This is a genomic window from Lederbergia graminis, from assembly GCF_042655485.1.
Taxonomy (GTDB): Bacteria; Bacillota; Bacilli; order Bacillales; family Bacillaceae_C; genus Lederbergia; species Lederbergia graminis.
The window spans coordinates 124,678-140,733 of the sequence record NZ_JBHSMC010000001.1; the positions used below are offsets into that span (position 1 = coordinate 124,678).

Annotated in this window: 18 protein-coding genes; 17 read left to right on the plus strand and 1 reads right to left on the minus strand. The window is 34.8% G+C overall.

All coding sequences use genetic code 11. The features are described 5' to 3' along the window. Positions 1-79 precede the first annotated feature (79 nt). A complete protein-coding gene (locus tag ACFPM4_RS00695) occupies positions 80-1,045 on the minus strand; it encodes an asparaginase (RefSeq protein ID WP_382346525.1) in 966 nt (321 codons plus the stop codon). An 83-nt stretch (positions 1,046-1,128) separates the two neighbouring features. On the opposite strand from ACFPM4_RS00695, the gene prsW reads away from it, so the two are divergent. From prsW to folE, 17 genes are all read left to right on the plus strand, one after another. After that, positions 1,129-1,818, plus strand: a complete 690-nt coding sequence (prsW, locus tag ACFPM4_RS00700; protein ID WP_144919730.1) for a glutamic-type intramembrane protease PrsW — start codon at positions 1,129-1,131, stop codon at positions 1,816-1,818. A gap of 144 nt (positions 1,819-1,962) precedes the next feature. Next, entirely contained in the window at positions 1,963-2,775 is an 813-nt protein-coding gene (gene sleB, locus ACFPM4_RS00705) for a spore cortex-lytic enzyme (RefSeq protein WP_382348104.1), read from the plus strand. An 18-nt stretch (positions 2,776-2,793) separates the two neighbouring features. Then, on the plus strand, positions 2,794-4,143 hold the full coding sequence (ypeB, locus tag ACFPM4_RS00710; RefSeq protein WP_382346528.1) for a germination protein YpeB: 1,350 nt from the start codon (positions 2,794-2,796) through the stop codon (positions 4,141-4,143). A gap of 222 nt (positions 4,144-4,365) precedes the next feature. Next, positions 4,366-4,830: an inner membrane protein YiaA gene (gene yiaA / locus ACFPM4_RS00715; protein WP_382346531.1), complete on the plus strand. Its 465-nt coding sequence runs from the start codon at positions 4,366-4,368 to the stop codon at positions 4,828-4,830. Positions 4,831-4,992: 162 nt separating this feature from the next. Then, positions 4,993-5,649, plus strand: coding sequence for a flagellar brake protein (locus ACFPM4_RS00720; RefSeq protein WP_382346534.1), 657 nt, complete (start codon positions 4,993-4,995; stop codon positions 5,647-5,649). Positions 5,650-5,696: 47 nt separating this feature from the next. Then, entirely contained in the window at positions 5,697-5,879 is a 183-nt protein-coding gene (locus ACFPM4_RS00725; RefSeq protein WP_382346537.1) for a DUF5359 family protein, read from the plus strand. A 113-nt stretch (positions 5,880-5,992) separates the two neighbouring features. Continuing rightward, the gene (gene cmk / locus ACFPM4_RS00730; RefSeq protein ID WP_382346540.1) at positions 5,993-6,676 is read left to right on the plus strand and encodes a (d)CMP kinase; all 684 of its coding nucleotides are present in this window, start codon (positions 5,993-5,995) and stop codon (positions 6,674-6,676) included. Further along, a complete protein-coding gene (locus ACFPM4_RS00735) occupies positions 6,673-7,260 on the plus strand; it encodes a lysophospholipid acyltransferase family protein (protein WP_382346543.1) in 588 nt (195 codons plus the stop codon). The genes cmk and ACFPM4_RS00735 overlap by 4 nt, the downstream gene beginning before the upstream one ends. Positions 7,261-7,423: 163 nt before the next feature. Further along, on the plus strand, positions 7,424-8,557 hold the full coding sequence (rpsA, locus tag ACFPM4_RS00740) for a 30S ribosomal protein S1 (protein WP_382346546.1): 1,134 nt from the start codon (positions 7,424-7,426) through the stop codon (positions 8,555-8,557). Between the two features lie 127 nt (positions 8,558-8,684). Further along, positions 8,685-9,281 carry a YphA family membrane protein gene (locus ACFPM4_RS00745; protein ID WP_382346549.1) on the plus strand — a complete coding sequence of 199 codons (597 nt, stop codon included), beginning with the start codon at positions 8,685-8,687 and terminating at the stop codon, positions 9,279-9,281. A 102-nt stretch (positions 9,282-9,383) separates the two neighbouring features. Continuing rightward, complete coding sequence (gene der, locus ACFPM4_RS00750; protein WP_382346552.1) at positions 9,384-10,694, plus strand: ribosome biogenesis GTPase Der; 1,311 nt, start codon at positions 9,384-9,386, stop codon at positions 10,692-10,694. Positions 10,695-10,717: 23 nt separating this feature from the next. Further along, positions 10,718-11,773, plus strand: coding sequence for an NAD(P)H-dependent glycerol-3-phosphate dehydrogenase (locus ACFPM4_RS00755; RefSeq protein WP_382346555.1), 1,056 nt, complete (start codon positions 10,718-10,720; stop codon positions 11,771-11,773). Between the two features lie 366 nt (positions 11,774-12,139). Beyond that, positions 12,140-12,328, plus strand: coding sequence for a DUF2768 domain-containing protein (locus ACFPM4_RS00760; protein ID WP_382346558.1), 189 nt, complete (start codon positions 12,140-12,142; stop codon positions 12,326-12,328). 29 nt (positions 12,329-12,357) lie between these two features. Then, positions 12,358-13,062: a hypothetical protein gene (locus ACFPM4_RS00765; protein ID WP_382346561.1), complete on the plus strand. Its 705-nt coding sequence runs from the start codon at positions 12,358-12,360 to the stop codon at positions 13,060-13,062. 202 nt (positions 13,063-13,264) lie between these two features. Then, positions 13,265-14,743 (plus strand): stage IV sporulation protein A, encoded by a 1,479-nt coding sequence (gene spoIVA / locus ACFPM4_RS00770; RefSeq protein ID WP_144919757.1) that lies wholly within the window; start codon positions 13,265-13,267, stop codon positions 14,741-14,743. Between the two features lie 291 nt (positions 14,744-15,034). Continuing rightward, positions 15,035-15,307, plus strand: coding sequence for an HU family DNA-binding protein (locus ACFPM4_RS00775; RefSeq protein WP_144919759.1), 273 nt, complete (start codon positions 15,035-15,037; stop codon positions 15,305-15,307). A gap of 125 nt (positions 15,308-15,432) precedes the next feature. Next, positions 15,433-15,999, plus strand: coding sequence for a GTP cyclohydrolase I FolE (folE, locus tag ACFPM4_RS00780; protein WP_144919761.1), 567 nt, complete (start codon positions 15,433-15,435; stop codon positions 15,997-15,999). Positions 16,000-16,056: the final 57 nt, after the last annotated feature.

The window sequence follows — 16,056 nt, forward strand, 5'->3', positions numbered from 1 at the left end:
GAGAAAAAACGATTTTTCTCCACTTTTTTTTAAGTTGTATTTCTTACATTTGTTAATAAAATACCTCTCCGATTATTCTTTAAGTGAATACTTCATTAAGTGGTTTTTTTATTTGTGATGATAATGCAACTAATACTTTGATTCTTGCTTTTGGACCATTTAGTCCATTGCAGAAGATAACCCCCATTTCTTTTAATTGTTTACCACCCCCGACATATTGATATGTATCTTGAGCTATTCCATTAAAGCACCTGGATACAAGTACAATTGGAATATGTGCGTCTAATAACTTCTTTATTCCCTCGATTGTTGCTGGTGGTAAATTACCTGTTCCAAATGCTTCTATAACTACTCCATCATATTTTAATTGATGAAGGGAGTGGAAAACATCTGCTTCCATGCCTGAATAAGCTTTTAACAGTGCCACCCTTACATTAATATCCTTAATAGCATATTTTTCCGATTTATCCGGCTTTTGTTGGAAAATTATATCACGCTTTGTAACAAGACCAATAGGTCCGTATTGTGGACTTTGGAAAGTAGATACATTAGTTGTGTGTGTTTTTGTTACATTCATTGCTGTATGAATCTCGTCGTTTAGAACAACTAGTACACCCTTGTTTTTTGCACTATCGGAACATGCAACACGGATGGAAGCGATAAAATTATATAATCCATCTGAACCAATTTCGTTACTGGATCGCATTGCACCTGTCAAAACGATGGGGATATTCAAGTTTACTGTTAAGTCAAGAAAATATGCAGTTTCTTCAAGTGTATCTGTACCATGGGTAATTACTACACCATCTAGATTGTTTTTCTCATATTCTTCTTCTATTAGTTCTTTTAATAAAAGCATCTCCTTAGGTGTTATGTGTGGAGAGGGAAGAAGAAAAGGTTGTTTTAAAATTAATTTTGCGGTAGTTTCAAATTGTTTTGAAATCTGTGGAAGAGGATTTTCATCTTTAGGAGTTACAACTCCTGTTTCGTGATTCTCCTCCATTGCGATAGTACCTCCGGTATGAATTACAAGAATGCGTTTCATTATAACACCTCTGAATAAATTGTTATTTCCATCTCATGCTTTCCATGATACGATTAATAAAAAGAATGAAAAGAGGGCTGCATATGCTTGGCGTTATTTCTGCCGGTATTGCCCCTGGACTTGCTCTAGTTAGTTATTTTTACTTACGTGATCAATTTGAGCAAGAGCCGGTTAGAAATGTATTTCGTGTTTTTTTATTAGGAGCTATATTAACTTTCCCAATTATGTTTATACAATTTGTATTACAAGAGGAAGGTTTAATTAATAATGGTTTTTTACATGCATTTTTCTCTGCAGCTTTAATGGAAGAATTCTTTAAATGGTTTCTTTTATTTATAGCTATATATAAGCATGCAGACTTTGATGAACCATATGACGGTATTGTCTATGGTACTAGTATTTCATTAGGATTTGCAACTGTTGAGAATATATTATTTCTAACTGCTAATGGAATAGAATTTGCAATTGGTAGAGCTTTATTACCAGTTTCGAGTCATGCGATATTTGGAGTGCTAATGGGTTATTATCTTGGTAAAGCGAAATTTAACATATATGGTCGCTTCCATTATTGGCTAGTTGCATCCTTCGTCGTGCCTTATATATTGCATGGGTTATATGATTATATTTTAGTAATAGGTACTAATTGGATGTATTACATCCTGCCGTTTATGTTATTTTTATGGTATTTTGGTCTCCGTAAAGTAAAACATGCTCACATTTTGTCAAGAAAACATTTTCATAATCAAAATGAAAATAAAAACGCTGCATTCTAAATAAGAATGAGCGTTTTTTTATTTGTTTTGTGCATAAAAGTATAGAAACTATCTGACACTATCCAAAGAATATAATTTTTGGAGGCTATGAAAATGAGATATAGCAGAACAATAAAGCTGATATCCGTTTTATTACTTTGCACAATGCTTACAATTTCTTCAACTCCTGTAAATGATGCACATGCATTCTCTAATCAAATTATTCAAAGAGGTGCTGTAGGAGATGATGTGATTGAGCTCCAGGCTAGACTTCAATACATTGGATTTTATAAAGGTGAAATTGATGGAGTTTTCGGTTGGGGAACATATTGGGCGTTAAGGAACTTTCAAAAAGACTATGGATTGGATATTGATGGATTAGCTGGAAGTGAGACAAAGGATAAGTTAGTTAAAGCATCAAAGTACCACGAAAAATGGGTAAAAGAACAAATAAGAAAAGGAAATACATTTACACATTACGGTGGTACGGATTTGGCAAAACAAACAAAAGCAAATAAAAAAGGAAATACAAGTACAGGAAAACAACAACAAGGAGATAACACACAAGCAAATACACCTACATCACCGACGAAACCAACAGCTACAAATACTCCTGCTGGGTTTTCACAAAATGATATACAGCTGATGGCTAATGCGGTATACGGAGAAGCTCGTGGAGAACCATACGAGGGACAAGTTGCTGTTGCAGCTGTAATATTAAATCGAGTTAATAGTGCATCATTTCCTAATACTGTAGCAGGTGTTATTTTTGAGCCACGTGCGTTTACAGCTGTTGCTGATGGACAAATTTGGCTAACTCCTAATGAAAGAGCGAAGGAAGCTGTTCTCGACGCGATCAATGGATGGGATCCATCGCAAAATGCATTATATTATTTCAATCCAGATACCGCAACAAGTGGGTGGATTTGGTCTAGACCGCAAATTAAAAGAATTGGGAAACATATATTTTGTAAATAATAAAGGTGGTCGTAATATATGGTTAGGAATATTTTGATTGTTGTATTGGCAATTGGAGTTGCTGGAGCAGCATATTGGGGTTATCAAGAGCATCAGGAAAAGAACGCTATATTAATTAATGCAGAAAATAATTATCAGCGCTCTTTCCACGACTTATCCTACCAAATTGATATTCTTCACGATAAAATTGGTACAGCACTTGCAATGAATTCAAGGAAATCGTTATCACCTGCACTTGCTGACGTGTGGAGAATTACATCCGAAGCTCGAGGAAATGTAGGGCAACTACCATTAACATTACTGCCATTTAATAAAACGGAAGAGTTTTTAACGAATATTGGAAACTTTAGTTACCGTACTGCAGTAAGAGACTTAGATAAAGAACCACTTTCGGATGATGAATATGGACTGTTAAAAGAATTGTACGCACAAAGTGATGAAATTCGTGGAGAATTACGTAAAGTTCAACATTTAGTTTTAGAAAACAATTTGCGCTGGATGGATGTGGAGCTGGCTTTAGCTTCAGGAAAAGAAACGGCAGATAATACAATCATTGATGGATTTAAAACTGTAGAAAAAACTGCAGAAGGTTTTGATCAGGAAAATTTGCAAAATCCATCTATTATGCCTTTTCAAGAAAAAGAAGAAAATTTTGAGCATATAAAGGGTAAAGAAATCTCTGAAGATGAGGCGCTTGAACTTGCTAAGAAACATGCGGATTTAAAAAAAGTAACCGAATATAATGTTGCAGAAAGCGGTAAAGGTTCACCGTATGGATTTTTTAGTGTCAACCTTGATGATGGGAAAGGTCAAGGTGTTAGTATGGATTTAACAAAAAAAGGTGGATATCCTATCTGGTTTATGAATCATCGTGAAGTAGGAGATCGGAAGATAAGTTTAAATGATGCTGTGAATAAAGCGAGTGATTTTTTACAAAAGCATAATTATAAGAATTTGGAATTATCACAAAGTATGCAATATGATAATACAGGGTTACTTACTTTTGTAACAGTCCAAAATGGTGTATTGATTTATCCTGAATCAATAAAAGTAAAAGTAGCACTAGATAATGGGCAAGTGGTTGGATTCTCTGCTGGAGATTATTTAAAAGGCCTACGTGATAGAGAGATTGTCGATCCCGAGATTTCAATGGAGGATGCACGAGGTTATATTAATTCAAATGTAGAAATTATGGATAATAGTCTTGCGATTATTGTTAATGATTTAGGGGAAGAAGTACTTTGCTATGAGTTTATTGGTACATTAGATAATGACACATATCGTATTTATATTAATGCGAAAAATGGTATAGAAGAAAAAATTGAAAAACTCCAAAACGCAGAACCTATATATGATAATGTATTGTAACAATATGGAACAATGTTAGTGTAGCAATACTGCTGCTCATACAAAGCCAAACTATCTTGAAATAGTTATAATTTCAAGCAATAGTTTGGCTTAAATTCTACATACATTCTTTTGTCTAGGCATTTTCATTTTATAAGAGCTATATGCATCTTATAGAGAGAGTGCTTTTTTTCATGGTTGCATAATATATATACAATATGGATTGGACCGAGGGGGGATAGAATGTCAGAAAATAATGAGGATGTAGTCGCAAAGGAAGAGAAAACTGGTCGTGAAGTTGTTAGAAGGGAAGGCGAGCCTACTGGTCCATTTAAAGCAGCTGCATGGGGTGCGTTATTTGTCGGTGTCATTTCATACTTAATCGGTTTGTATAACTCAAATATGGAACTGAATGAGCAAGGCTATTATTTTTCTGTTCTCGTATTTGGATTGTTTGCAGCTGTTTCACTTCAAAAGTCTGTAAGGGATAGGGATGAAGGGATACCCGTTACAAATATTTATTATGGGGTAAGTTGGTTTGCTTTAATCATAGCGATTGCATTAATGGCAATTGGTCTATACAATGCAGGCAGTATTGTGCTTTCTGAAAAAGGATTCTTTGGGATGGCTTATGTACTTTCTATTTTTGCAGCGATTACAGTACAGAAAAACGTGAGAGATACACAAAGAGCAAGGGAAATGGAATAAATAAATGCTGTAAGTTAGGTATAAGCCCACTCCATTTTTTTGTAAACTGGAGTGGGTTTTTAGTTTTCTCTAGACTTTTAGTTTATTAAATAGATAGAAAGTAGAAGAATTGTACTTTCCATGAGATAATAGACAGAGAATACGGTTGGGAAGTGACATACGATGTTTACAATTGGAATGGAAATTATTATTGAATTAAGCGAAGAGAATCAGGGGGAGAAGTTAAAAGCAACTATCGAAGATTACAATAATGATAAACTGTATATTTCATATCCAATAGGTGTAGATTCTAAAAAGACAAAATACTTAATTACGGATGAATTGTTACATGTTAATTTTGTTCATCAGGAAACACATGTTGCATATACCTTTCAATCACAAGTAATTGGTAGAGAAATGAATTCAATACCTCTCCTAGTACTGACATTGCCTCCATTTGAACAAATGTCAAAAATTCAACGCAGACAATTTGTGCGAGTAGAGGCATCTTTAGATATATCCCTACAATTTGTTGACACTGAAGATTTTCTTCCAACTACTACATTTGATATTAGTGCTGGTGGTTGTTCAGCTATTTTACCTAATGACATGCATTTGAATCCTGGTGTTAAAGGCAATGCGTATATAATCATACCTTCGACAACTGAGCCGCACTATATGAAAGTGTCCTGTCAAGTGATCAGAACCTTTACACACAATAAAATTAATCTAGTATCCTTACAGTTTTCCGATATTAGCAAACATGATCAACAATTAATTATTCGCTATTGTTTTGAAAAGCAATTAGAATATCGAAAAAAAGGTGTACATATAGAATAATAATTTGTGTAATTGCCGATGCTATGGAAAAAAGTGGAGTGTTTTAAATGAAGACAGTGGAGCGTATAATATTTAAAATTTTATTAATACAGCTAATTATACTAGTAATCGTGCAAACTTATATACATAGAACACCTGTAATCGATTATTTAAATAAAGTTTATTTGTATGAAGGTGTAATGGATTCTGAAGAACAACCTAAATTAGACGTATTTAATAATAAAGAATGAAGACAAAACTCGTCTTCATTTTTTTATGGAAAAATGTAAGAAGTTCATGTTTATATGGTAATATAGATTAGGAAGAAATGATCGTAATCAGATAACTAAGCAGGTGAGAAAAAATGAAAAATAAAAAAATTAGCATTGCGATAGATGGCCCTGCAGCTGCAGGGAAGAGTACTGTAGCTAAAATAGTCGCAGGGAAATTAGGCTATGTCTATGTGGATACAGGAGCAATGTATCGAGCTATAACGTATAAAATACTAAAAATGAAAATAGACATAAAGGAAGAAAGTTTATTAAGACAATTATTGTCTGAAACGAATATTGAACTTAAGCCAGCTACCAATGGGCAAATTATTTTACTTGATGGTAAAGATGTTACAAATGAAATTCGTGAAGCTGAAGTTACGAATACCGTTTCTTCTATTGCTGCATTAGGAATAGTTCGCGAAGAAATGGTCTTACGTCAACAACAAATGGGACAAGATGGCGGAATTGTTATGGATGGTAGGGATATTGGAACACACGTTTTACCACATGCCGAGTTAAAAATATTCTTGTTGGCAAGTGTAGAAATTCGTGCACAACGTCGGCATCTCGAGAACGTCCAGAAAGGTTTTCCTTCCGATCTAGTAAAATTGAAGGAAGAAATTGCATTAAGGGACAAGCAAGATACAGAGCGTGAAATTTCTCCTCTTAGAAAGGCTGAAAATGCAGTCGAAATCGATACTTCAAACTTATCAATTGATGAAGTTGCGGATGAAATACTGGCATTAGCTATGGAAAGGATGGAAGAAGTTTGACCTTTTATAGTTTTGCGAAAATGGTAGTGAAGTCAATCTTAAAACCATTATATAGAATTGAAATAAAAGGTGTGGAGAACTTTCCGATGGAAGGGCCTGTGCTTTTATGTGCTAACCATATTGACAATCTAGACCCTCCAACAGTTGGAGTAACTGCACCAAGGCCAATCCATTTTATGGCCAAAGCAGAATTGTTTAAATATAAATGGTCCAAAAAGCTAATGACAAATATAAATGCATTCCCGGTCAAACGAGGTATGAGTGATAGAGAAGCATTAAGAACTGGACTAAAATATTTAAAAGAAGGTAAGGTTGTTGGGTTGTTTCCAGAAGGTAAACGGAGTAAAAATGGTGAGGTTGGAAAAGGGTTAGCAGGAGCTGGTTTTTTTGCCTTACGATCAAATGCTCAAATTGTACCATGTGCCATCATTGGACCATATAAACCATTTAAAAAATTAAAAGTTGTTTATGGAAAACCAATTGACTTTACGGAATTGCGTGAAAATAAAGTGTCAGCAGATATTGCAACAGATGTAATTATGGCAGAAATTAAAAAATTATATGATGAAAATCGTGTAAAATAAATTTGGATTTTTTGTACATGCTTTAGGCTCAATTGCTTGACAAAGTCACCATATTGTAAGAAGTTAGTAACAAGACAATTATTTTAATGATTGGATAAATATAACCATTCATATTGAATAATTATATCCTAATAGTTTTTAAAGTCGGATAGGAGGAATACATATGACTGAAGACATGAATAGTATTGAAGTGAAGGATTTTACTGAGGGAGATCGCGTAAAAGGAACTGTTTCTAAAATTGAAGAAAAGCAAGTACTAGTAGATGTTGAAGGCAGTAAACTAGATGGTATTATTCCTATCAGTGAACTCTCAAGTCTTCATGTTGAAAAGGCATCTGATGTCGTTAGTGAAGGGGATATCCTTGATTTAGTAGTAACTAAGGTAGAGGAAGAATTACTCGTACTTTCGAAAAGAAAAGTAGATGCGGAGAATGCATGGGAAACATTAGAAAAACGCTATCAGAATAATGAAGTGTTTGAAGCTGAAGTTAATGAGATTGTCAAAGGTGGACTTGTTGTTGATTTAGGTGTAAGAGGATTTGTGCCTGCATCTATGGTAGAGGATCATTATGTAGAAGACTTTTCTGATTATCAAGGAAAGACTCTTACTTTTAAAATTGTAGAATTAGATAAAGACAAAAATCGCCTAATTTTATCTCATCGCGCAGTATTAGAAGAAGAAAAAAATCGCGATAAACAAGCATTACTAGAAAAACTAGAGGTTGGAGCGGTATTGGATGGTACAATTCAACGTCTAACTGACTTTGGTGCTTTTGTAGACATTGGTGGTGTAGATGGACTAGTTCATATTTCACAAATTTCATATGAACATATAGCAAAACCATCAGATGTTGTCTCAGAAGGCGAAAAAGTAAAGGTAAAAGTCCTTTCTGTCGATCGTGATAATGAGAGAATTTCGTTATCTATTAAAGATACTTTACCAGGACCTTGGGAAAGTGTAGCGGAAAAAGCTCCACGTGGGGCAGTACTAGAAGGTACTGTAAAACGTCTAGTTTCGTTCGGAGCATTTATTGAAGTTCTACCTGGTGTTGAAGGTCTCGTTCATATTTCACAAATTTCCCACAAACATATTGGCACTCCACATGAAGTGTTAGAAGAAGGTCAAAAAGTAAAAGTAAAAGTTCTAGATGTGAATGAAAATGACCATCGTTTATCATTAAGTATTAAAGAATTAGAAGAACAAGAATATCAGCAAGACGACTATGAATTACCTGAAGAGAATAAAGGTTTTTCTATAAGTGATGTTATTGGTGATAAACTAAAGAAATTTCAATAAAAATTCAAGGGTGTCGTTATGACATCCTTTTTTTATTGAGAAATCTTTGTGTGTATGTAGAATTTTGTATGTTTTTTTGATTAGACTCATACATCCTTTCCTATAATGTTAGGGGAGGTGTATATAATTGGAAGGCAGTTTATATCTATTATTTATTTGGGTACTATGGATTTATTCGACATTTATTATGGAGAAAAGTAAAGCTTTTCGTCTGCCAATAGCAGCTTTTGCACTAATAATGATAATATTTCATCCGGTACATTTTTCCGTCATGTCATTACAAATTAGTGGTTCTAGTATCATATTGCTATTGATTTGCTATTATTTAACAAGTAAATTTTCTTGGAGACAACAATTACATCTTTTATTTGCAGTTTTTGCATTAATGGTTGGTTATGCAGGTTTTTTATTACTAGAGTTATATGATCCAGTCATGATTTTTATTGATCGAAAAATACTGTTATCATTTCTGCTACTATTTATTTCTTATGTGATTTATCCGTCCTCCATTATTAAAAGATGTATTTTTGTTTGTCTTGGTTCCTTACAAGGTGATATAGTATTTGCAGCAATACTATCGCGAATGGATTTTCCTTATATTGTTGGATCTCTTGAATATATGGATATCATTGTAATTGTCTCAGCAGCATTTATTTGCATCGAGACTATTATGAAATTAAGTAAAGTACCAAAAATTAATAAGATGAGGAAAATTAGCCAATAAAAATATCATATTGTAGCATAATATGGTATATTTTATGGATGTAATTGGCTAGTTCCAATATTTACTAACGTGACATAAAAGACATAAAAGTGAGTGATTAAATTGGCAAAACCGACAGTTGCAATTGTAGGAAGACCTAACGTTGGAAAATCAACAATTTTTAATAGAATAATCGGAGAAAGAGTATCGATAGTCGAAGATACTCCAGGCGTTACACGAGATAGAATCTACGGTGTAGGTGACTGGCTTACACATGAGTTTCACATCATTGATACAGGTGGTATTGAAATAGGTGATGCTCCATTCTTAGAGGAAATCCGTTTACAGGCTGAGATTGCGATAGATGAAGCGGATGTAATTATATTTATCGTTAACAGTCGGGAAGGTGTTACTTCAGCTGATGAAGAAGTAGCGAAAATATTATTCCGCTCTAAAAAACCTGTTGTATTAGCCGTGAATAAAGTGGACAATCCAGAACAAAAAGCGGAAATATATGATTTCTATGCAATTGGGTTTGGTGATCCATTTCCGATTTCCGGTGCACATGGACTCGGCTTAGGTGATTTACTTGATGAAGTGGTAAAGCATTTTCCGACACAAACAACGGATGAAGTAGAGGATGATGTAATCAGATTTTGTCTAATAGGAAGACCGAATGTTGGGAAATCATCTCTTGTGAATGCAATTCTTGGGGAAGAAAGAGTAATTGTAAGTAATATTGCAGGAACAACTCGTGATGCTATTGATTCTACTTATGAATATAATGACCAAAAATATACAATCATTGATACTGCAGGTATGCGAAAAAAAGGGAAAGTATATGAAAACACTGAAAAGTATAGTGTTTTAAGGGCATTAAAAGCAATAGATCGATCTGATGTAGTGCTTGTTGTTATCGATGGAGAAGAAGGAATACTCGAACAAGATAAGAAAATTGCTGGTTATGCTCATGAAGCAGGAAGAGCAGTAGTTATTGTTGTTAATAAGTGGGATGCAGTAGAAAAAGATGAGAAAACAATGGTGAAATTTGAAGAGAAAATTAGAGCGCATTTTCTATTTTTGGATTATGCTCCTATTGTGTTTGTATCAGCTAAAACGCGCAAACGCTTAACGACTTTAATACCTGCGATACAAACAGCAAGCGAAAATCATTCCATGCGTGTACAATCAAGTATCTTAAATGAAGTGATTGTGGATGCAGTTGCGATGAATCCGACACCATCTGATAAAGGTAGAAAACTAAAAATCTTTTATGCGACCCAAGTTGCTGTTAAACCACCAACTTTTGTTGTGTTCGTAAATGATCCAGAGATTATGCATTTTTCATATGAGAGATTTCTTGAAAATCGAATAAGAGATGCATTTGGATTTGAAGGCACTCCAATCCGAATAATTACTAGGCAACGATCTTAATTTTTTAAAAAGTAGGTGAGAAAATGAGCAAAGTAATAGAACATATTGCTGTCATAGGAGCAGGTAGCTGGGGAACAGCACTTGCTATGGTATTAGCTGACAATGGGCACCAAGTACGTTTATGGACAAGAAATGACAATCAGAAACAAGAAATCAACCAGCAACATACGAATGAAAAATATTTGCCTAATATCGATTTACCACATTCCATTGTTGCCTACACATCACTCAAGGATGCAATAAAAGAAATTCAAACTGTCATTATTGCTGTCCCAACGAAAGCAATTAGAAGTATCATTCAAGATATTGCAGAATTTCAAGAAAATCCATTAACCTTTGTCCACGTAAGCAAAGGGATTGAACCAGATACGTTAATGCGTATTTCAGAGATGATAGAGGAAGAAGCTCCAGAAAGAATTTTAAATGAAGTTGTTGTTTTATCTGGACCAAGTCATGCGGAGGAAGTTAGTTTAAGACATCCTACGACCGTTACAGTCTCATCAAAAAATATGGAAGTAGCAGAAAAGGTACAAGATTTATTCATGAACCAGCATTTTCGAGTCTATACAAACCCTGATCTAATTGGGGTGGAGATAGGTGGAGCATTAAAAAATATTATTGCTCTTGCTGCAGGTATCTCAGATGGGTTAGGTTTTGGTGATAATGCCAAAGCTGCATTAATTACACGTGGTGTAGCAGAGATTTCCAGATTAGGTACCAAAATGGGTGCCAATCCATTAACATTTTCTGGACTAACCGGCATAGGAGATTTAATTGTTACATGTACAAGTGTACATTCTCGTAATTGGAGAGCGGGTAATATGCTTGGTAAGGGACAAAAGCTGGAAGAAGTATTAGAAAATATGGGTATGGTTGTTGAAGGGGTAAGAACGACGAAGGCAGCATACCAACTTTCGAAAAAATACAATTGTACTATGCCTATTACTGAAGTATTATATAATGTTCTTTTTAATGGCGTTGATGCTAGAACAGGCGTTGAACGATTAATGGCTCGCCTAAAAACGAATGAAATGGAAGAACTTGTAGATATTTTTCATGAACAAATGGAACAACAATAGAAACACTAGGCAAAAGACGATGCGTTCTATTTTTAACTGCATATAATGCATTGTAGAATTGCTTAAACAGGTGGAATGGGTATGGATTTGTCACTGCATGAAGCGATGATTTATCATTGCTTCATGTTTTTTTGTCTAGCTTCAGGCGGTAGGGGCTCGAGGTCAAATAACCTGAGCCAATGAAAGGTAAAGAGCACCTTTCTTTGTCTCAGAACATTTGCTTGTCGCCCCTAAACGACCGCCTTCCTCTTTTCTTAGTTACTTATCACTATTTTGTAATTATTTTGCGGACAAGTTATGATGTAAAGATGTTATAATATTTGTTATGTATTTAGTATATTCGGAGGAGAAATTATGTCACTTTCTATGCAAAAAATGTGGATCTCAATAATTGGGATGATTTTACTTGCTTTAGCGATGTTTGTAATCTATGTGAGTAGATATAAACTTGAAAATAAGATATTAAAAGTGTTAACGAGTATTATCGCTTGGATAATGATGATTACTGGTGGAATAATCGTTATGCTGATCGTTTTAACTGGACCTACAAATTAACAATATTGTATATGAGAGGATGAACACCTATGAAAAGTAAAGCAGCATTGTTAGTAACGATAGTTGTCACCTTCTTACTAACAGGGTGTATGTATCCAGAGGAAAGAAAAGCTGAGAATCAGGTTCCTTATGAAGACCAAATTATTTCAGTCCAAAATGCTGTAGAAAAATACCAAGAAGATGAAGGCGGACTGTTACCAATTAAAACTCGTGACGAGGACACGCCTATCTATATTAAATATCCGATTGATTTTAAAAAATTACAACCAAAATACATACCAGAGCCTCCAGGAAATGCTTATGAAAGTGGAGGAGTATTTCAATATGTGTTAGTGGATGTTGAAACAAATCCAACTGTAAAAGTATTTGATTTAAGAATTGCTGAAAAGATAAGAGAAATTAAAATAAGAATTAGATCACAAGGTTATCCACCTTTCAAAGATTCCATTACAAAAAGTATCTTTACACTAGACTATTCTAAATTAGGATATGATAGTGAACCATATGTAATATCACCGTTTACCCAAAACAATCTATCCTTTGTAATAACTGGTTCTGGCGAAATATATGTTGATTATATAAGTGATTTATACCACGCCATACAAGAATCAGAGGAATCCTTCCAACCAGGAGAAAATATAATAAATCTATTAACTAAAGATTCTTATTTTGTTCCTGCTTACTCATTACCATATACTGTTGATAAAAACAATGAACCTATTTACTTGGAATAGGAATAATCCTTCTTTCGCTAAATATAATGTGGAAGAAGGATTTTTCTTATATTCTTTTAAATATAGTCATATTAGAATCGGACAACATCATAAACATAAAATGAACCAACGTTTAACGGATGTTATGTCCCTTTAAGAGGTTGTTCAAAAAGAGTCCTCCTTTTTGAACACTTGCTTTAAATTAATGATGGGAGGGAACCTCTTGGAAAAGGTGGATATTTTCAAAGATATTGCAGAAAGAACAGGTGGAGACATTTATTTAGGAGTAGTTGGAGCTGTTCGAACGGGTAAATCCACATTTATCAAAAAGTTCATGGAGCTTGCAGTACTGCCAAACATCATGAGTGAAGCAGATAGAGCTAGAGCGCAAGATGAACTACCTCAAAGTGCAGCTGGTAGAACAATAATGACAACAGAACCAAAATTTGTTCCTAATCAAGCTGTATCCGTTCAAGTGGAAGAAGGGTTGGAAGTAAATGTTAGACTTGTAGACTGTGTTGGTTACACTGTACCTGGAGCAAAAGGATACGAGGATGAAAATGGTCCTAGAATGATTCATACTCCTTGGTATGAAGAACCAATCTCATTCCATGAGGCAGCAGAGATTGGTACACGTAAGGTAATTCAAGAACACTCTGTCCTTGGTGTAGTCATTACGACAGACGGATCAATTGGCGAAATACCGCGATCCGACTACGTCGAGGCGGAGGAAAGAGTAATTAATGAGTTAAAAGAAGTTGGTAAACCATTTATCATGGTTATTAACTCAGCAAGACCACATCACTCAGAGACAGAAGCACTTCGCTCCCAATTACAGAAAAAATACGATATTCCAGTATTAGCAATGTCTGTAGAGGGAATGAGAGAAGCAGATGTAATGAATGTGTTACGTGAAGCGTTGTATGAGTTCCCAGTATTAGAAGTAAATGTAAACTTACCAAGCTGGGTTATGGTCTTAAAAGAAAATCATTGGTTACGAAATAACTATCAAGAAGCTGTAAAAGAAACTGTGAAAGATATTAAACGTCTTCGTGATGTAGACCGTGTTGTACAACAATTCTATGAGTATGATTTTATTGAAAATGCGGGATTAGCTGGTGTCGATATGGGGCAAGGAGTTGCGGAGATTGACTTGTTTGCTCCAGATGATTTATATGACAATGTATTAAAAGAAGTAGTGGGTGTAGAGGTAAGAGGGAAGGATCACTTATTAGAGCTAATGCAGAACTTTGCGGATGCAAAAAGAGAATATGATCAAATTTCAGACGCATTAGCAATGGTGAAACAGACAGGTTATGGAATTGCTGCACCTTCGATTGCTGATATGAGTTTGGATGAGCCAGAAATCATTAGACAGGGTGCGCGCTTCGGTGTAAGACTTAAAGCAGTAGCACCATCCATTCATATGATAAAGGTAGATGTAGAATCAGAATTTGCTCCAATTATTGGAACAGAAAAACAGAGTGAAGAACTAGTGAGATATTTAATGCAAGATTTTGAGGATGACCCATTATCCATTTGGAATTCTGATATATTTGGCAGAAGCCTAAGTTCTTTAGTTAGAGAGGGTATCCAGGCGAAAATTGCAATGATGCCAGAAAATGCAAGGTATAAGCTGAAAGAAACACTTGAACGGATAATTAATGAAGGTTCAGGTGGCCTAATTGCGATAATACTATAAGTAGTGTAATAGTGTCGCGAAATGGAAACGACAAATCAAATGAATAAAGAAGTAAAAAAAGGTGCCGAAATCGACTAAAATCGGCATCTTTTCTCTATTTATACACTCTTTATTCTTGCTAAGCTTATTAAGTTATGTTAATCTTTTAAAAGAATTGCTGTTAAAACGCACTTTTATCAGTAATTTTTCCGATTTCTAGCATTTGTATGTATAGAAATTCAAAAAATTGTTCACAAATGTACTAAAAGCTACAGAACAAGATCTCTCAATAACCGGGAGGAGGTGAATGGTATGAACAAAACTGAACTAATTAACTCTGTTGCTGAGTCAACTGAGCTTTCTAAAAAAGATGCAACTAAAGCTGTTGATGCTGTTTTCCAATCTATTCAAGATGCACTAGCAAACGGTGATAAAGTAGCCCTTATTGGTTTTGGTAACTTTGAAGTTCGTGAGCGTGCTGCTCGTAAAGGACGTAACCCACAAACTGGTGAAGAAATCGAAATCGCTGCAAGTAAGGTACCAGCATTCAAACCAGGAAAAGCGCTTAAAGATGCTGTTAAATAATTACATATACTTTTATGCGCAAAAATCTAGAACTGCCTTTTAGGCAGTTCTATTTTTATTTATCCGATAACATATGCTAATATGAACTATTATAAGTAATCATTTTCTACTCAGGAGGAAAAGTAATGGCAGAGGTTAATGTCGCACAGATAGAAGAAGCTGTGCGAATGATAATAGAAGCAATTGGAGAAGATCCATCACGAGAAGGATTAATTGATACTCCAAAAAGAGTTGCCAAAATGTATCAAGAGGTATTTGCTGGTCTAAGAAAAGACCCAGCTGATTACTTTGATACAATTTTTGGTGAAGAGCATGAAGAACTAGTTCTAGTAAAAGATATACCTTTCTTTTCAATGTGTGAGCATCATCTTGTTCCTTTTTTTGGGAAAGCACATGTTGCATACATACCGCAAAATGGGAGAGTTGCAGGCTTAAGTAAATTAGCAAGAGCAGTGGAAGCAGTTGCTAGTAGACCACAGTTACAAGAAAGAATCACATCAACTGTTGCTGATGTTATGATGAAGAAGCTGGAACCACAAGGGGTAATGGTTGTAATAGAAGCTGAACATATGTGCATGACAATGCGAGGCGTTAAGAAGCCTGGATCAAAAACAATTACTTCAGCAGTTCGCGGGGTATTTGCATCAGATCGTCAAACTCGTTCAGAAGTTCTTTCGTTGATTCATCGATAAAGTAGAAGGAATAAAAAATGATGGTATTTGCTTCTTTTATAACGATTCAGAATCAAC